Here is a 15,781-nt window from a genome sequence, read left to right as displayed (position 1 = left end):
GACAGTGGCTGGCACCTCAGGGCCAGCCACTGTTAGTTCATGGCGGGATAACCGGATCTACCAACTGCCATAGGGGATTCCATAACGTTCGATGTAGCGTTTGGAGTGTTCCGTGATCGGGTATGCGAATCGGCCTTGAGTCAGGCCTTGGCTTGGGCCTAACGGTTCAATCTCGGCTTGAGCACCTGCGATCAGGTTGTCGTTCAGGCAGTTATCGTTTGCCCAGACTCGGATAACGCCACCCGGGGCAACGCCTAGAACGGCGGAAATCATGGGATTCGCAGGGTAATCGGGCCAGTCCGGACAGCGGCGTGCCGTCGAGCCGCGCATGATGCTGCGGCCACTCTCGGGAATGTCGACCCAGCCTTTGTAGGTTTTTTGTTCAACAATGGACTGCCAGCGTACGAATATCCGTTTGGGCAAGTCGATACTGCTGATGGAGTAAATGTTTCCGCCGATGGTTGTCCAGCCTCGTGCGTACTCGCGATCAAGGCCAGGATTGCCACTGCCGACTGAACTTCCACCAGGTCGCCTGAAATAACGCCCATGGATGTCCTCGACGACAATGAGTTCGATCATCCCCTGCATATAAGAGGGCCCCTCAATGTCCAGACTCCATGAGTCCAGCTTCGGGTCGTTATCCGCAGACAACGGGTCGTGTTTGCAGGCACTGAGCAGTAGCAGGCTCAACATCAGGGCCGTAAATTTCAGGCCCGAGGTGCCTCTCACGTTACCAACTGCCATAGGGGATTCCATAACGTTCGATGTAGCGTTTGGAGTGTTCTTTATGCAGGCGATAGCGGCCGTTGGATTTCCCTTGGAAGGGCCCTAGCGGCTCAATCTCGGCTTGAGCACCTGCGATCAGGTTGTCGTTCAGGCAGTTATCGTTTGCCCAGACTCGGATAACTCCGCCCGGGGCAACGCCTAGAACGGCGGAAATCATGGGATTCGCAGGGTAATCGGGCCAGTCCGGACAGCGGCGTGCCGTCGAGCCGCGCATGATGCTGCGGCCACTCTCGGGAATGTCGACCCAGCCTTTGTAGGTTTTTTGTTCAACAATGGACTGCCAGCGTACGAATATCCGTTTGGGCAAGTCGATACTGCTGATGGAGTAAATGTTTCCGCCGATGGTTGTCCAGCCTCGTGCATACTCGCGATCAAGGCCAGGATTGCCACTGCCGACTGAACTTCCACCAGGTCGCCTGAAGAAACGCCCATGGATGTCCTCGACGACAATGAGTTCGATCATCCCCTGCATATAAGAGGGCCCCTCAATGTCCAGGCTCCATGAGTCCAGCTTCGGGTCGTTATCTGCAGACAACGGGTCGTGTTCGCAGGCACTGAGCAGTAGCAGGCTCAGCATCAGGGCCGTAAATTTCAGGCCCAAGGTGCCTTTCACGTTACCAACTGCCATAAGGGATTCCATAACGTTCGATGTAGCGTTTGGAGTGTTCTTTATGCAGGCGATAGCGGCCGTTGGATTTCCCTTGGAAGGGCCCTAACGGCTCAATCTCGGCTTGAGCACCTGCGACCAGGTTGTCGTTCAGGCAGTTATCGTCAACCCAGACCCGAATCACGCCACCCGGGGCGACACCTATAACCGCGGCAGCCATGGAATTTGCTGGATAGTCGGGCCAGTCCGGACAGCGGCGTGCCGTCGAGCCGCGCATGATGCTGCGGCCACTCTCGGGAATGTCGACCCAGCCTTTGTAGGTTTTCTGCTCAACAATGGACTGCCAGCGTACGAATATCCGTTTGGGCAAGTCGATACTGCTGATGGAGTAAATGTTTCCGCCGATGGTTGTCCAGCCTCGTGCGTACTCGCGATCAAGGCCAGGATTGCCACTGCCGACTGAACTTCCACCAGGCCGCCTGAAGTAACGCCCATGGATGTCCTCGACGACAATGAGTTCGATCATCCCCTGCATATAAGAGGGCCCCTCAATGTCCAGGCTCCATGAGTCCAGCTTCGGGTCGTTATCTGCAGACAACGGGTCGTGTTTGCAGGCACTGAGCAGTAGCAGGCTCAGCATCAGGGCCGTAAATTTCAGGCCCAAGGTGCCTCTCACGTTACCAACTGCCATAAGGGATTCCATAACGTTCGATGTAGCGTTTGGAGTGTTCTTTATGCAGGCGATAGCGGCCGTTGGATTTCCCTTGGAAGGGCCCTAGCGGCTCAATCTCGGCTTGAGCACCTGCGATCAGGTTGTCGTTCAGGCAGTTATCGTTTGCCCAGACTCGGATAACTCCGCCCGGGGCAACGCCTAGAACGGCGGAAATCATGGGATTCGCAGGGTAATCGGGCCAGTCCGGACAGCGGCGTGCCGTCGAGCCGCGCATGATGCTGCGGCCACTCTCGGGAATGTCGACCCAGCCTTTGTAGGTTTTCTGCTCAACAATGGACTGCCAGCGTACGAATATCCGTTTGGGCAAGTCGATACTGCTGATGGAGTAAATGTTTCCTCCAACCGGGCCCCACCCCCGTGCGTACTCGCGATCAAGACCTGGATCGTCCCCACCGACGGTCCCCCCTCCGGGCCGCCTGAAATAACGCCCATGGATGTCCTCGACGACAATGAGTTCGATCATCCCTTGCATATAAAAGGGTGCGTCAATGTCCAGGCTCCATGAGTCCAGCTTCGGGTCGTTATCTGCAGACAACGGGTCGTGTTTGCAAGCACTGAGCAGTAGCAGGCCGAGCATCAGGGCCGTAAATTTCAGGCCCGAGGTGCCCCTCACGTTACCAACTGCCATAAGGGATTCCATAACGTTCGATGTAGCGTTTGGAGTGTTCCGTGATCGGGTATGCGAAGCGCCCTTCACTTAAGCCTTGATCAGGTCCTAACGGCTCAATTTCGGCTTGAGCACCTGCGATCAGGTTGTCGTTCAGGCAGTTATCGTTTGCCCAGACTCGGATAACGCCGCCCGGGGCAACGCCTAGAACGGCGGAAATCATGGGATTCGCAGGGTAATCGGGCCAGTCCGGGCAGCGGCGTGCCGTCGAGCCGCGCATGATGTTGCGGCCACTCTCGGGAATGTCGACCCAGCCTTTGTAGGTTTTTTGTTCAACAATGGACTGCCAGCGTACGAATATCCGTTTGGGCAAATCGATACTACTGATGGAGTAAATGTTTCCTCCAACCTGGCCCCACCCCCGTGCGTACTCGCGATCAAGGCCTGGATCGCCCCCACCGACGGGCCCCCCTCCGGGACGTCTGAAATAACGCCCATGGATGTCCTCGACGATAATGAATTCGATCATCCCTTGCATATAAAAGGGTGCGTCAATGTCCAGGCTCCATGAGTCCAGCTTTGGGTCGTTATCCGCAGACAACGGGTCGTGTTCGCAGGCACTGAGCAGTAGCAGGCCGAGCAGGAGCGCAGCGGTTTTAAGTCGGGTCATAGTCAGCTCGGTATGTGAGGATGGCGGACGCGGATTCCGTCCTCCATCGGTGAGTTGATGTAGCGCAGCGTTAAGCCATCGCCCGTTTCTCTGCCATGCGGGTGGTTCCAGTTCCCCGAGATGTGGATATAACGGCGCTTTAACAGCGTGTCCTCTGCAGGTGTGATGCTGTAGTCCCCCGCTACAAACTTGTCAGATAACGCTTGAAGTTCGCTTGGTATTCGGTACGCCTCCTTATCCGGAATTTCCTGAAAGGGCACGTTTTTAGCCTTGGCCAGTGCATGCATCACCCTTAAATACACACGGGACAGTTCCCCCCTGACCTCTCGCCGACTTTGCACGCCGGCGTAGACTTTTTTGCGGGCCGGCCCCATTCGGTCCTGGGTGTCCGCCGGGAGCGGCAGCGCCTGCGGCGTCACGATGTGCAAGGTATCCGCCGGCCACCCTTCGTCGATCCAGCGTGTCCTGGCTTGTTCCGCATCGCGGTAAATCGAGGTTTCACTGACATCCTGTTCGCGGGCCACCTCCAGTGATTGCATGGGCGTGACCATCAGTGTTTCTTCAGTCAGCGCCCGGTACCCGCCCCCGAGGTCAGAGTGGGCACCAGGCAAGGTCACCTCGAAATGGTCGGGGCCGACGTGGCTCAAGGCGAAGTTGAAGCGTTTTTCATCGCGGGCGGCCAATTGCACCACGCAGGGGAACAACTGTGGGTTCAGGTACAGCTGCAGGCGGGGGACGTGGTTGCTGCTGTAATTCCCCAGGTTGCTTAGTGCGGCAATCGACGCCACGGTGTCGAACAAGCCGATAAACCGCACGCTCACATCACAAGAGTCCGCCAGGAAGTGGGGGCTGAGCCTGGCCTTGGTCGTGCGCAACACCTCGATCAGCGGGCCGTTGTTGCGGTTTGCGACCTGATTGGCAAAATGCCGGGCGGCAGCGGCGCCACGGCTAAAGCCAAAGGTGTCGAGGGTCAGGCTCCGGATTTCAGCGTTGGGGTGATCCTGGTGAAGCTCGTTCATCAGGCTGCGTATTTTTTTGAACGCATCTTCGACCCGGGCTTCCACCCCTGTTTCACCGCGACCGGTGCCCAGCCCGAACGTGTTATCCGCCTTGCCGGTTTGGGTACCGATGCCCTCGATGTAAAGCCGTCGTCTGATGCTTTTGTGTTGACCGCCGCCTGTTAACTCCTTCGAGAACTCATACAAATCATGCAGCTTGGAAATATTGCTCGGGTCATTCCCATAGCTGCTGTCCGGCTCTGACATATACGGCTTGCAGCTGCGGTCCAGGTCTTCGAGGTTTACGGGGTGATGTGCACCGCAGCGTTGTCCGTCTGCCGCATTGCTGGCGTTGTTGCCTGTGCCGTCAAAGAACACCCCGATACGCAGGTGGAGGTCGAACGTTTGCGCGCGCTCATCCTGCTGCTGTTGCGTGTAGCGCTCGAAGCGCTTTTGGTCGTTGGCGGCATCGGCAGCAGCAATGGCGTCATAGCTGCGTTGCTCGGCTTCTTGCTCGGCGAGTTCCTTGGTGGTCATGTCGTCGAGGTAGCAATAACTGCCCTCGCCGCCTGCATGGCGCCAGATCTGGGTGATTTTTCCTGTGTCTGCCATGCGAGTCCTTTTGCAACCTGTTGTGGGCTAAAGGTCTGGACTCTAAGCGTATGAAGGCGCCGCGGATGTAGGAGCGAATGGGTAGATTGCGAGGGAATTAGAGCTTTTTGCAGTGGGCAATTAGGGTGCTTCCTACAAGGCATGCAGGAATACTAAAAAGGCCTGAACATCATCAGATGTCAGGCCTTGGGCAGTGCACTCAGCCGTTAGAGACGGGCGTGTTTTTGCCACACCTTCGGCTTGAAGAACAACGTCTCGCCACGGGTCAGGTCGGTGAGGCTGTCGTGGTCTTTGACTACTTCGACCTCGATCAGCTCGTTTTGGCCTTCGACTTTCAGGGTGATCCGGGTGGTGGCACCCAGTGGGCGGATGTCGCGTACCTGGGCGGCGTGATGGTCTTCGAGCTCGCTGCGTGACAGCGACACCTCGTGCGGGCGGAACAGCACGTGCTGGTCTTCGCCGATGTGCAGACGGTTGGAATCACCGAGGAAGTGGTACACGAAATCGCTGGCCGGGTTTTCGTAGACTTCGCCCGGTGAGCCGATCTGCTCGATAACGCCCTTGTTCATCACCACGATGCGGTCGGCGACTTCCATCGCTTCTTCCTGGTCGTGGGTCACGAATACCGAGGTCAGGTTGATGTCTTCATGCAGGCGGGCCAGCCAGCGACGCAGTTCTTTACGGACCTTGGCGTCGAGCGCACCGAACGGTTCGTCCAGCAGCAGTACTTTGGGTTCGACCGCCAAGGCGCGGGCCAGGGCGATCCGCTGGCGTTGCCCGCCGGAAAGCTGCTCGGGATAACGGTCAGAGAGCCAGTCCAGTTGCACCATGTTCAGCAGTTCGTGGACTTTTTCGGCGATGCGGGTTTCGCTCGGGCGCTGGTTTTTCGGCTTCATGCGCAAGCCGAAGGCCACGTTGTCGAACACGGTCATGTGACGGAACAAGGCGTAATGCTGAAACACGAAACCGACGTTGCGATCGCGAACATCGTGGCCCGAGACGTCTTCACCGTGGAAAACGATGTTGCCCTGGTCCGGGGTTTCGAGGCCGGCAATGATGCGCAGCAAAGTGGTTTTGCCACAGCCGGATGGCCCGAGCAGGGCAACCAGTTCGCCGCTCTGGATGTCCAGATTGATGCTGTTCAGGGCCTTGAAGGCGTTGAAGTTCTTGCTGACGTTACGGACTTCGATCGACATGGTTTATTCCTCCGCGGCGCTGGCGCGCAGGCGGTTAATACGGGATTCGCTCCACTGCTTGAGCAGCAGGATGAAGAGCGCCAGGATCAGCAACAGGGTGGCCACAGCGAAAGCGGCAACGTGGTTGTATTCGTTGTAGAGGATCTCGACGTGCAGCGGCAGGGTGTTGGTGACCCCGCGGATGTGCCCGGAAACCACCGACACCGCGCCGAATTCGCCCATTGCCCGTGCCGTACACAGTACGACGCCGTAGATCAGGCCCCACTTGATGTTGGGCACGGTGACATGCCAGAACATCTGCCAGCCGTTGGCGCCCAGTAGCCGGGCGGCTTCTTCTTCCTGGGTGCCCTGCTCTTGCATCAGCGGGATCAGCTCACGGGCCACAAACGGCACGGTGACGAAAATCGTCGCGAGCACGATGCCCGGCAGTGCGAAGACAATCTGGATGTCGTGGTCTTGCAGCCACTCCCCGAAGAAGCCCTGTGCGCCGAACATCAGCACGTAGACCAGACCGGCGATCACGGGCGAGACCGAAAACGGCAGGTCGATCAGGGTGACCAGGATGCTTTTGCCGCGGAAGCTGTATTTGCTGACGCACCAGGCGGCACTGACACCGAATACCACGTTGAGCGGCACCGAAATCAAGACTGCAATGACGGTCAGCTTGAGGGCCGACAGGGCATCCGGTTCGAGGATCGCTTCGAAGAATGCACCGAAACCGAGTTTCAATCCCTGAGACACCACGATCAGCAGCGGCAGCAGCAGGAAGATCACGAAGAACAACCAGCCGAAGCCGATCAGCATGCGCCGCGACAGCGGGCTGCCACGGCGTGCCGCGTTGGCTGCAGATGAGGCGCTCAATGTTGAGTTGGACATGGTGACGCCTCCTTCAAGGGGTTTCGATGCGGCGCTGGATCAGGTTGATCAGCAGCAGCAAGATGAAGGAAACCACCAGCATCATCACGCCGATGGCGGTGGCGCCGGTGTAGTCGTACTGGTCCAGCTTGACCATGATCAGCAGCGGCAGGATCTCGGTTTCCCTCGGTATGTTGCCGGCGATGAAAATCACCGAACCGTATTCGCCGACGCCCCGGGCAAAGGCCAGGGCAAAACCGGTCAGCCATGCAGGCAGCAAGGCCGGCATCAGTATGTAACGGAATACTTGCAGCGGTTTGGCACCCAGGCAGGCGGCGGCCTCTTCGACTTCCCGCGGGATATCGGCCAATACCGGTTGCACCGTGCGCACGACAAACGGCAGCGTGACGAATGTCAGTGCCAGGGTGATGCCCATCGGGGTGTAGGCGATCTTGAAGCCCAGGTCGGCAGCAAACTGGCCGATCCAGCCGTTGGGCGCATACAGCGCGGTCAGTGCGATGCCTGCCACTGCTGTGGGCAACGCAAACGGCAGGTCGATCATGGCATCGATGACCTTGCGCCCCGGGAAGGTATAGCGCACTAGCACCCAGGCCAGCACGGTACCGATCACGCCATTGATCAGCGCGGCGACAAAGGCGGTGCCAAAGCTCAGTTTGAGTGCGGCCAGAACCCGGGGAGCGGTGATGATGGCCCAGAACTGGTCCCAGGTCAGTTGAGCGGCATGCACGAACATCGCCGCCAGAGGAATAAGCACAATCAGGCTGAGGTACACCAAGGTGTAGCCCAGCGTCAGCCCGAAGCCGGGTATGACGGGGGAGATACGACGTGACATAAGAGTCCTTGGTTAACGCACGAAGCCCGCAACGTGATTGCGGGCTTTATGTTCTAGCTTTCAGCGAGGCTTGAAACCCTCGCCCCACAGGTTATTGCGCCTGGTAGATCTGGTCGAACACGCCACCGTCATTGAAAAATTTCGGTTGCGCAGTCTTCCAGCCGCCGAAGTCTTTGTCGATAGTCACGAGGTCCAGCTTTGGAAATTGCTCTGCATATTTGGCCGCCACTTTTTCGTCACGAGGGCGGTAAAAGTTTTTGGCTGCGATCTCCTGACCGGCCGGGCTGTACAAGTGTTCAAGGTAAGCCTTGGCGATCTCGGCGTTGCCCTTTTTATCAGCATTTTTGTCGACCACGGCCACTGGAGGCTCGGCCAGAATCGACAGCGAAGGCACGATGATGTCGAACTTGTCGCCGCCACCGTCTTCTTTAAGGGCCAGGAAGGCTTCATTTTCCCAGGCCAGCAATACGTCACCCTGGCCGTTGTTGACAAAGGTGATGGTCGAACCCCGGGCACCGGTGTCCAGAATGGGAACATGTTTGAACAGGTTTTTAACGTATTCCTTGGCTTTTTCTTCGTCGCCGCCGTTGGCTTTGAGGCCATAGGCGTAAGCGGCCAGGAAGTTCCAGCGTGCGCCGCCGCTGGTCTTAGGGTTGGGTGTAATGACCGACACACCCTCTTTGGTCAGGTCGCCCCAATCCTTGATGCCTTTAGGGTTGCCTTTGCGAACCAGGAACACGATGGTCGAGGTGTAGGGTGTGCTGGCTTGCGGGAGGCGGGTTTGCCAGTTTGCCGGCAGTGTCTTGCCCAGCTTGGAGATTTCGTCGATGTCACCGGCCAGCGCCAGAGTCACGACATCTGCCCGCAGCCCGTCGATTACACCGCGTGCCTGCTTGCCGGAGCCCCCGTGGGATTGCTGGATTTTGACGGTGTCGTCCGGGTGGCTTTGCTTCCAGAATTGGGTGAATTCAGCGTTGTAATCCTGATACAGCTCGCGGGTCGGATCGTAGGAAACGTTGAGTAGTTCGTAATCTTTGGCCACAGCGGAGCCAGCAAAAATGGCACTGGCCAGCGCGGCCAAAGCGTAACGGCGTAGGGACATAGGTGAGGCTCCAAAGCGTTTTTTAGTGTTATGAGCACACCCGGGCGAGTGCGCAGGTTGCGAATCAGGTGTTCTTCTGGCCTGGGTTCTGCAACCGGAATTTTTCTTTGCGTTCGATTTGAACCACTTGGGCGTTGTGGACGGTAATTTCTACGGCACCAAAGCGCAGGTCTCGAAGCGCGCTCTGGATTTCCCGCAGAATGGTGGCTTCGTCCTGACCGTCAACGCTACGCAGGGATGCGCTCATGGTGCTGCTCCTTGAAAGGTGGTGGCCGACTGGGTTGCTGGCGTAGGGCAATACTAGTGAGCCTCGGATATTCTTAAAAATACTATTTAAGAATGTTTATATAACCGAATTGCTGGCCGGATGAAGTAATGGCTGTCGGCAAGCCTTCTTGCATCGTTTATTCATTTGGACGCACGGAGTTGAGGACTCGGACTACACTCCAATTGCCCCGCCAACGGATCAATTTGGGGCAGGTGCGACAAGTAGCGTGGACAAGGTGTGAACTGTCACTGGACAGTTGGCGCGAGTGCGATCACCTTAGAGCGGCTGTCGTCTTTTCCTGCATAGTCTGGAGTCTTTATGTCGTTTACCCCTGAGTTGGTTGCCGAACTGGAAGTCCTTGCACTGTTTGACCTGGAAAGTACTCTGGAGGGCCTGAAAATCCATCAATCCGCCGACCAAAAAGTCGTTGCGGCAGCCCAGCGTCTCTATGAAAAAGATCTGATCAATCAGCCCGATGGTGGCTACCTGACGAGCCTGGGCCGTGATGCGGCCGAGCATGTACAGGGTCTGCTGTTGATTCTGAACTCTGAGTCCCGGTTGGGTGAAAAACTGGCAGAGATCGCTTAACGTCGAGTTGTCGCGCCCCCGGGATCTTATGAGGAATGATGATTCCGAGGGCTCATTCTCTGCAGTAAGTAAAAAATCTGACGTCAAAAATACATTCCTCCTAAGCCTTTCACGCCGCCGGCTGTAAACTCCCCTTTCGTTTCTCCCCTTCTCTTTCTCGTTTGGCGAGCCGATCTGAGTGAAATGACGCGTCCCCATAAAGTACGTCCTGCGCAAAGCGAGGGAATCGACCGGCAGATTCTCAGTCAATTGCGTGGACGATTTCTGGCCGTTAATCAGTACCGACGAGCCCGTGCAATCGAAGGGCTCGCACCGCGTCAGCAAACGCTCCTGAGCCTTCTGGCGTTGTTGTTCCATGTGAATCACCCGCAGTTACCCGGCTATGTGTCGGCCTGTACCCCGGCTGGAGTCTCGGGTTATGAGCCGGATGCGTCGACGCTCACGGCGGCGCAGCGCCTGGCTGGTGTCTTCTCATACACACGTTGTTGTCTCCCGAGTCCGGGTCGACCGATTCATGGGCTTTTTCTGATGGGCAGCCTGGGCTCGCTGGCCCAGACCGATCAAAGCGATATGGACGTGTGGATTTGCCACGCCCCGGATCTGGATGAGCCGGCGTTGGTGGCATTGCGCGAAAAATGTCACCGGCTTGAAATCTGGGCGGCGAGTGAGGGCTGCGAAGCGCACTTTTTCCTGATGGATGCAGTGCGTGCCAGCAAGGCTCAATTGCGCCGTGAGGATTGCGCAATGACGCCGTATTGCCTGTTGCTGGATGAGTTCTATCGAACCGCCATCTGGCTTGCTGGCAGAACACCGTTGTGGTGGTGGGTGCCGGAGCATGAAGAGGCGCGTTCTGCCGAGTTTACTGATTCATTGCTGAGCCGGCATTTGATCGACCCTGATGAGGTCATTGATTTCGGGCATCTGGCGCACATACCGGCCGGCGATTTTTTAGGCGCGGGTCTGTGGCAGTTGCTCAAGGGCGCAGAGTCGCCTTACAAATCGGTGCTCAAGCTGTTGCTGATTGAGGTGTACGCCAGCGAGCAACCGCAGGTGGAGTGCCTGGCCTTGGGGTTTAAGCGAGCGGTGTACGCCAATCAACTGGACCTTGATGAGCTGGATCCGTATCTGATGGTCTACCGCCGTATCGAGCATTACCTGAAGGCGCAGGGTGATCTGCAGCGCCTGGAAATCGTTCGTCGAAGCTTGTACCTCAAGGTCAACCGCAAGCTGACAGACGCTACCGCACCGCAGGGTGCCCAATGGCAGCGACGGTTGTTGCAGCGTCTGACGATTGAATGGGGCTGGGATGAGTGCCAACTGGCGTTGCTGGACAATCGCGGCCAGTGGACGGACGAGCAGGTCTGTCGTGAGCGATTGGCACTGGCGCGTGAACTCAATGGCAGCTATCGATTCTTGAGCCTGCAGGCGTGTGATGAACACGTGTCAGGCGAGTCGGCTGCACATGGGGCAGCGCCGCGAAATCGAGCGCTACCGCTGTGATAGATCTGACTGGGGCGTACCCGGGGTAAGGCTTAAAGGTTGAAGTCGCCAGCTGCTTCAGGCTGGTATTCGACTTCTACCAACTCCAGCTTCAGGGTTTTGCCACCCGGTGCTGGCCAGTTGATGTGTTGGCCGACCTGCAAACCCAGGAGCGCGCTGCCCACAGGTGCCAGAATCGAGACCTTGCCTTCATCGGCATTGGCGTCTTTCGGGTACACCAGCGTCAGGTGGTAGTCCTTGCCGCTGCTTTGTTCACGGCAATGTACACGCGAGTTCATGGTCACGACGCCCGACGGGATTTCTTCGTGGCCGACGATGGTTTCGGCCCGATCGAGTTCGGCTTGCAGCGCGGCAATGCCAGGAGTCGATTCGTCCAGGCTGTCGATCAAGCGCTCCAGACGCTGTACGTCCAGGCGAGTGAGGATGATGGAAGGTGTAGTGCTCATGACCTGGCAGACTCCTTTTTTCTGCACGAAAAAGCAAAACCCCGCCGGAAAATGGCGGGGTTTTGACGAACCTCGTTAGTGCGAGGCGAACCCGGACACTACCACAGCAGAATAAATACACAAGCGAGCGGGGGCGCCGTCAAGGCTGTAGCCGCTGCCGAAGGTCGCGACGGGTTACGCAGCAGCCCTCAGATTTTGAAGGCTGTGCGGGCCTTGTCGCAGCCTGCGGCAGCGGCTACATCGATTGCCTGAGCCGGGCCTGCTCACAAATGACTCTGCGCCGCTGGTCGTCTGCCGAGCGCCACTCGCGGATATCTTCGACGTGGCGAAAACAGCCCAGGCAGACTTTGTGCTCATCCAGCCGGCAGGTGCTGATGCAAGGCGATGCAACTGCCGGACTGACGTTGCTGTACAGCGGTTTAGCGGGTTTTGCAGGAGCAGTCACAATCAGATCTCTTCAAATTCCAGCTCAGCACCCGCATGTTCCCGGGTCAGGCGTTCAACCATTTCGCTGAGCAGTTCGTCGCTTTTATCGCACTTCCACGCGCTGCGTTTTTCATCGTAATCGAAGTGAAAACCGCCATTGGGGGCGGCCAGCCAGAGCTGGAGCAAGGGGGCCTGACGGCTGAAAATCAGTGCTTTGCCATTTTCGAACTTGACCGTAAGGATACCGGCCGAGTTCTCTACATCGACATCCAGGTCGCAGTTGTCAAAGATGTCTTCCAGGTTTTCCTGGGTGGCATCGACCAGATCGTGAAAACGGGCTTCATTCAAACTCATGGTGGAACCTCGTAGTATCTAGTCATGCTCGGAACTCGCAAGATACGGGCGCTCCAGACTGATTGCAAACCCTAAGGCACCTGCTGTCGGAGCACCACTGATTATCCACACAGGCCCCCCGTTCGGCCGCTCTGCTGCATAGGCAAGCTGGTAGGTGCTCGGTATACTCGGGCGCAATTAATGCTTTTCAAAGGATTTCGCCATGAAGCGCCTGATCTCTTCTATTGCTGCGCTCGTCGCGGTCGCCTGCCTTGTTTCTGCCTGTGGTCAAAAAGGACCGCTGTATCTGCCTGATGACAGCCAATCCCCTGAAGACCAAGCGAAGTCGTCGCAATCGCAATCGCACAAGCACCAATAAGGGAACACCATGGACGCTTTTAATTACCGGGACGGCGAACTGTTCGCCGAAGGTGTAGCGCTGACGGCTATCGCCGAGCGTTTTGGCACACCGACGTATGTCTATTCCCGGGCGCACATCGAGGCGCAATACAACGCCTACGCCGATGCCCTGAACGGCACGCCGCACCTGGTCTGTTTTGCGGTCAAGGCCAACTCCAACCTGGGCGTACTCAATGTCCTGGCGCGCTTGGGCGCTGGTTTCGACATCGTGTCCCGTGGTGAACTTGAGCGTGTACTGGCCGCTGGCGGTTCGGCAGACAAAATCGTGTTTTCAGGTGTTGGCAAGACGCGCGACGATATGCGCCGTGCCCTGGAAGTCGGGGTTCACTGTTTTAACGTTGAATCCACCGATGAGCTGGAGCGCCTGCAAGAGGTCGCCGCCGGGCTGGGCGTTCGTGCGCCGGTCTCGTTGCGGGTCAACCCGGACGTCGATGCGGGCACGCACCCGTACATCTCCACCGGCCTCAAGGAAAACAAGTTCGGTATTGCCATCGCCGATGCCGAAGATGTGTACATCCGTGCTGCGCAGTTGCCGAACCTCGAAGTGGTGGGCGTCGATTGCCATATCGGTTCGCAACTGACCACCCTTGAGCCGTTCATCGATGCACTCGATCGCCTGCTGGCGCTGATCGACCGTTTGGGTGATTGCGGTATTTACCTGCGTCACATCGATCTGGGTGGCGGCCTGGGCGTACGTTATCGCGACGAAGAGCCGCCCCTGGCAGCGGAGTACATCAAGGCTGTGCGCGAGCGCATCGACGGTCGTGATCTGGCCCTGGTGTTTGAGCCGGGCCGTTTTATCGTGGCCAATGCGGGCGTTCTGCTGACCCGGGTCGAGTACCTCAAGCACACCGAACACAAAGATTTCGCCATCGTTGATGCGGCGATGAACGATCTGATTCGCCCGGCGTTGTATCAGGCCTGGATGGACGTGACCGCGGTTCGCCCGCGCGACACCGAAACACGTGCTTACGATATCGTTGGGCCGATTTGCGAAACGGGCGATTTCCTGGCCAAGGACCGTCAACTGGCGCTGGCCGAAGGTGATTTGCTGGCCGTGCATTCGGCAGGTGCCTATGGTTTTGTCATGAGCTCGAACTACAACACCCGTGGCCGTGCCGCCGAAATTCTGGTGGACGGTGATCAAGCGTTTGAAGTGCGTCGTCGCGAGACCATCGCCGAGTTGTTCGCTGGCGAAAGCCTGCTGGCGGAGTAAGCCCATGTTGCTGCGTTTTACTAAAATGCACGGTCTGGGCAATGACTTCATGGTGCTCGACCTGGTCAGCCAGCACGCGCATATTTTGCCCAAGCACGCCAAACAATGGGGTGATCGGCACACGGGTGTCGGTTTTGACCAATTATTGATTGTCGAGGCACCGAGTAACCCGGAAGTGGATTTCCGTTATCGGATCTTCAACTCCGACGGTTCTGAAGTGGAGCAATGTGGCAACGGCGCGCGCTGTTTTGCGCGCTTTGTGCTCGACAAGCGTTTAACCACCAAGCGCCAGATCAAGGTCGAAACCAAAAGCGGCATCATCGAACTCAATGTGCGCAGTGATGGGCAAATCAGTGTCGACATGGGGCCGCCCCGTCTGGTTCCGGCTGACATTCCGTTTGTGGCCGATGCTCAAGCCTTGAGTTATGAAGTAGACGTCGATGGTCAGCGCGTCGAGCTGGCTGCCGTATCAATGGGCAATCCGCATGCGGTACTGCGTGTGGACGATATCAATGCCGCACCGGTGCATGAGCTGGGCCCGAAAATCGAGCATCACCCGCGCTTTCCGGCACGGGTCAATGTCGGCTTTTTGCATGTGATCGACCGTCAGCGCGGGCAGCTGCGTGTCTGGGAACGCGGTGCCGGGGAAACCCAGGCCTGCGGTACTGGCGCCTGTGCCGCCGCGGTGGCTGCCATCAGTCAAGGCTGGATGGACTCGCCACTGATCCTTGATCTGCCCGGCGGCCGTTTGTCCATCGAGTGGGAAGGCCCCGGCCATTCCGTGATCATGACCGGCCCGGCGATGCGTGTTTACGAAGGACAAGTCCGTTTATGAGCGAGCGTAACCGATGACCGACCAGGCACAGCCTTCAGATCTCGAAACACCTGTTGAAAGCCCTGAGGCTGCGGCCGTCGTGGCGTACCTGCAGGCGCATCCGGACTTTTTCAGCCAGCGCGAGGAGCTGCTGCTGACGCAGCGGATTCCTCACCAGCGTGGTGATACGGTTTCGCTGGTAGAGCGCCAGCTGGAGCTGTTGCGTGGCCGTAACATCGAGATGCGTCATCGTTTGTCGCAGCTGATGGACGTGGCACGTGACAACGACCGCCTGTTTGAAAAAACCCGGCGTCTCAACCTGGCCCTGATGGATGCCACCAGCCTTGAAGAGCTGGTGATTGCGGTTGAAGACAGCTTGCGTCAGGACTTTCAGGTGCCTTTCGTCAGCCTGGTCCTGTTTGGCGATAATCCGATGCCGGTCGGTCGGTGGGTGAGCAGTGCCGATGCCCAGCGTGCGCTGGGCGGTCTATTGGCTGAAGGCAAGACGGTCAGCGGCAGCCTGCGTGAGCATGAACTGGACTTCCTGTTCGGTGAAGAGCAGCGCAAACAGATTGGCTCCACTGCGGTGGTAGCGCTCAATCACTTGGGGCTGCACGGGGTACTCGCAGTTGCCAGTCGTGATCCGCAGCACTACAAAAGCTCGGTGGGCACGCTGTTCCTGGGCTATATCGCTGAAGTGCTGGGTCGCGTGTTGCCGCGTTTTACCAACGCTTTGCGTTCGGTACGTTAG

General features: G+C 57.8%; 19 protein-coding genes and 1 pseudogene. 6 read left to right on the top strand and 14 right to left on the bottom strand.

All coding sequences use genetic code 11. The annotated features are described in order from the left end of the window. Window positions 1-57: 57 nt before the first annotated feature. The 11 genes from AWM69_RS02535 to oscA all read right to left on the bottom strand — a co-directional run bounded on the left by AWM69_RS02535 (window position 58) and on the right by oscA (window position 9,266). Window positions 58-744 (bottom strand): DUF2931 family protein, encoded by a 687-nt coding sequence (locus AWM69_RS02535; RefSeq protein WP_256930149.1) that lies wholly within the window; start codon window positions 742-744, stop codon window positions 58-60. Further along, entirely contained in the window at window positions 731-1,414 is a 684-nt protein-coding gene (locus tag AWM69_RS02530) for a DUF2931 family protein (protein WP_256930148.1), read from the bottom strand. The genes AWM69_RS02535 and AWM69_RS02530 overlap by 14 nt, the downstream gene beginning before the upstream one ends. Continuing rightward, entirely contained in the window at window positions 1,401-2,084 is a 684-nt protein-coding gene (locus AWM69_RS02525; protein WP_256930147.1) for a DUF2931 family protein, read from the bottom strand. The genes AWM69_RS02530 and AWM69_RS02525 overlap by 14 nt, the downstream gene beginning before the upstream one ends. After that, a complete protein-coding gene (locus AWM69_RS02520) occupies window positions 2,071-2,754 on the bottom strand; it encodes a DUF2931 family protein (RefSeq protein ID WP_256930146.1) in 684 nt (227 codons plus the stop codon). Before AWM69_RS02520 ends, AWM69_RS02525 begins: the two co-directional genes overlap by 14 nt. Continuing rightward, window positions 2,741-3,403: a DUF2931 family protein gene (locus AWM69_RS02515; RefSeq protein ID WP_218725690.1), complete on the bottom strand. Its 663-nt coding sequence runs from the start codon at window positions 3,401-3,403 to the stop codon at window positions 2,741-2,743. Before AWM69_RS02515 ends, AWM69_RS02520 begins: the two co-directional genes overlap by 14 nt. 2 nt (window positions 3,404-3,405) lie before the next feature. Continuing rightward, window positions 3,406-5,013, bottom strand: a complete 1,608-nt coding sequence (locus AWM69_RS02510) for a DUF2235 domain-containing protein (protein WP_218725689.1) — start codon at window positions 5,011-5,013, stop codon at window positions 3,406-3,408. A 206-nt stretch (window positions 5,014-5,219) separates the two neighbouring features. Beyond that, window positions 5,220-6,209, bottom strand: coding sequence for a sulfate/molybdate ABC transporter ATP-binding protein (locus AWM69_RS02505; protein ID WP_218725688.1), 990 nt, complete (start codon window positions 6,207-6,209; stop codon window positions 5,220-5,222). Between the two features lie 3 nt (window positions 6,210-6,212). Beyond that, a complete protein-coding gene (cysW, locus tag AWM69_RS02500; protein ID WP_048381453.1) occupies window positions 6,213-7,085 on the bottom strand; it encodes a sulfate ABC transporter permease subunit CysW in 873 nt (290 codons plus the stop codon). A 13-nt stretch (window positions 7,086-7,098) separates the two neighbouring features. Further along, window positions 7,099-7,917 (bottom strand): sulfate ABC transporter permease subunit CysT, encoded by an 819-nt coding sequence (cysT, locus tag AWM69_RS02495; protein ID WP_131654253.1) that lies wholly within the window; start codon window positions 7,915-7,917, stop codon window positions 7,099-7,101. Window positions 7,918-8,008: 91 nt separating this feature from the next. Further along, the gene (locus AWM69_RS02490; protein WP_218725687.1) at window positions 8,009-9,019 is read right to left on the bottom strand and encodes a sulfate ABC transporter substrate-binding protein; all 1,011 of its coding nucleotides are present in this window, start codon (window positions 9,017-9,019) and stop codon (window positions 8,009-8,011) included. Between the two features lie 64 nt (window positions 9,020-9,083). After that, window positions 9,084-9,266: a sulfur starvation response protein OscA gene (gene oscA / locus AWM69_RS02485; protein WP_048381447.1), complete on the bottom strand. Its 183-nt coding sequence runs from the start codon at window positions 9,264-9,266 to the stop codon at window positions 9,084-9,086. A gap of 339 nt (window positions 9,267-9,605) precedes the next feature. Between oscA and AWM69_RS02480 the strand changes: the two genes are divergently transcribed. Together AWM69_RS02480 and AWM69_RS02475 are read left to right on the top strand one after the other, a co-directional pair. Continuing rightward, the gene (locus AWM69_RS02480) at window positions 9,606-9,875 is read left to right on the top strand and encodes a TIGR02647 family protein (protein WP_048381445.1); all 270 of its coding nucleotides are present in this window, start codon (window positions 9,606-9,608) and stop codon (window positions 9,873-9,875) included. 183 nt (window positions 9,876-10,058) lie between these two features. Beyond that, a pseudogene (locus tag AWM69_RS02475) lies at window positions 10,059-11,312 on the top strand (class I adenylate cyclase); the annotation flags it as partial. 95 nt (window positions 11,313-11,407) lie between these two features. Here the strand turns inward: AWM69_RS02475 and rnk are convergent. The 3 genes from rnk to cyaY form a co-directional block, all read right to left on the bottom strand. Next, the gene (gene rnk, locus AWM69_RS02470; protein WP_048381443.1) at window positions 11,408-11,821 is read right to left on the bottom strand and encodes a nucleoside diphosphate kinase regulator; all 414 of its coding nucleotides are present in this window, start codon (window positions 11,819-11,821) and stop codon (window positions 11,408-11,410) included. Between the two features lie 235 nt (window positions 11,822-12,056). Then, entirely contained in the window at window positions 12,057-12,272 is a 216-nt protein-coding gene (locus tag AWM69_RS02465) for a DUF1289 domain-containing protein (protein WP_162837532.1), read from the bottom strand. Then, a complete protein-coding gene (cyaY, locus tag AWM69_RS02460) occupies window positions 12,269-12,601 on the bottom strand; it encodes an iron donor protein CyaY (RefSeq protein WP_048381441.1) in 333 nt (110 codons plus the stop codon). Before cyaY ends, AWM69_RS02465 begins: the two co-directional genes overlap by 4 nt. 202 nt (window positions 12,602-12,803) lie before the next feature. On the opposite strand from cyaY, the gene AWM69_RS02455 reads away from it, so the two are divergent. Genes AWM69_RS02455 through AWM69_RS02440 form a run of 4 tightly spaced genes read left to right on the top strand, consistent with a single transcriptional unit; the run spans window position 12,804 to window position 15,781 of the window. Beyond that, window positions 12,804-12,959 (top strand): lipoprotein, encoded by a 156-nt coding sequence (locus AWM69_RS02455; protein ID WP_048381440.1) that lies wholly within the window; start codon window positions 12,804-12,806, stop codon window positions 12,957-12,959. 9 nt (window positions 12,960-12,968) lie between these two features. Next, complete coding sequence (lysA, locus tag AWM69_RS02450) at window positions 12,969-14,216, top strand: diaminopimelate decarboxylase (RefSeq protein ID WP_131654255.1); 1,248 nt, start codon at window positions 12,969-12,971, stop codon at window positions 14,214-14,216. 4 nt (window positions 14,217-14,220) lie between these two features. Beyond that, window positions 14,221-15,051 (top strand): diaminopimelate epimerase, encoded by an 831-nt coding sequence (gene dapF / locus AWM69_RS02445; RefSeq protein WP_048381437.1) that lies wholly within the window; start codon window positions 14,221-14,223, stop codon window positions 15,049-15,051. 13 nt (window positions 15,052-15,064) lie between these two features. After that, the gene (locus tag AWM69_RS02440; protein ID WP_218725685.1) at window positions 15,065-15,781 is read left to right on the top strand and encodes a DUF484 family protein; all 717 of its coding nucleotides are present in this window, start codon (window positions 15,065-15,067) and stop codon (window positions 15,779-15,781) included.

This window comes from Pseudomonas sp. D1HM, from assembly GCF_019266105.1.
Taxonomy (GTDB): domain Bacteria; phylum Pseudomonadota; class Gammaproteobacteria; order Pseudomonadales; family Pseudomonadaceae; genus Aquipseudomonas; species Aquipseudomonas taetrolens.
Note: the sequence above shows the minus strand (reverse complement) of the source record. Positions and strands in the feature narration are given on the sequence as shown.

Excerpts from the sequence above, each read along its gene's own strand:
- AWM69_RS02535 (WP_256930149.1), bottom strand. The coding sequence starts at position 744 with ATGGCAGTTGGTAACGTGAGAGGCACCTCGGGCCTGAAATTTACGGCC.
- AWM69_RS02530 (WP_256930148.1), bottom strand. The coding sequence starts at position 1,414 with ATGGCAGTTGGTAACGTGAAAGGCACCTTGGGCCTGAAATTTACGGCC.
- AWM69_RS02525 (WP_256930147.1), bottom strand. The coding sequence starts at position 2,084 with ATGGCAGTTGGTAACGTGAGAGGCACCTTGGGCCTGAAATTTACGGCC.
- AWM69_RS02520 (WP_256930146.1), bottom strand. The coding sequence starts at position 2,754 with ATGGCAGTTGGTAACGTGAGGGGCACCTCGGGCCTGAAATTTACGGCC.
- AWM69_RS02515 (WP_218725690.1), bottom strand. The coding sequence starts at position 3,403 with ATGACCCGACTTAAAACCGCTGCGCTCCTGCTCGGCCTGCTACTGCTC.
- AWM69_RS02510 (WP_218725689.1), bottom strand. The coding sequence starts at position 5,013 with ATGGCAGACACAGGAAAAATCACCCAGATCTGGCGCCATGCAGGCGGC.
- AWM69_RS02505 (WP_218725688.1), bottom strand. The coding sequence starts at position 6,209 with ATGTCGATCGAAGTCCGTAACGTCAGCAAGAACTTCAACGCCTTCAAG.
- cysW (WP_048381453.1), bottom strand. The coding sequence starts at position 7,085 with ATGTCCAACTCAACATTGAGCGCCTCATCTGCAGCCAACGCGGCACGC.
- cysT (WP_131654253.1), bottom strand. The coding sequence starts at position 7,917 with ATGTCACGTCGTATCTCCCCCGTCATACCCGGCTTCGGGCTGACGCTG.
- AWM69_RS02490 (WP_218725687.1), bottom strand. The coding sequence starts at position 9,019 with ATGTCCCTACGCCGTTACGCTTTGGCCGCGCTGGCCAGTGCCATTTTT.
- oscA (WP_048381447.1), bottom strand. The coding sequence starts at position 9,266 with ATGAGCGCATCCCTGCGTAGCGTTGACGGTCAGGACGAAGCCACCATT.
- AWM69_RS02480 (WP_048381445.1), top strand. The coding sequence starts at position 9,606 with ATGTCGTTTACCCCTGAGTTGGTTGCCGAACTGGAAGTCCTTGCACTG.
- rnk (WP_048381443.1), bottom strand. The coding sequence starts at position 11,821 with ATGAGCACTACACCTTCCATCATCCTCACTCGCCTGGACGTACAGCGT.
- cyaY (WP_048381441.1), bottom strand. The coding sequence starts at position 12,601 with ATGAGTTTGAATGAAGCCCGTTTTCACGATCTGGTCGATGCCACCCAG.
- AWM69_RS02455 (WP_048381440.1), top strand. The coding sequence starts at position 12,804 with ATGAAGCGCCTGATCTCTTCTATTGCTGCGCTCGTCGCGGTCGCCTGC.
- lysA (WP_131654255.1), top strand. The coding sequence starts at position 12,969 with ATGGACGCTTTTAATTACCGGGACGGCGAACTGTTCGCCGAAGGTGTA.
- dapF (WP_048381437.1), top strand. The coding sequence starts at position 14,221 with ATGTTGCTGCGTTTTACTAAAATGCACGGTCTGGGCAATGACTTCATG.
- AWM69_RS02440 (WP_218725685.1), top strand. The coding sequence starts at position 15,065 with ATGACCGACCAGGCACAGCCTTCAGATCTCGAAACACCTGTTGAAAGC.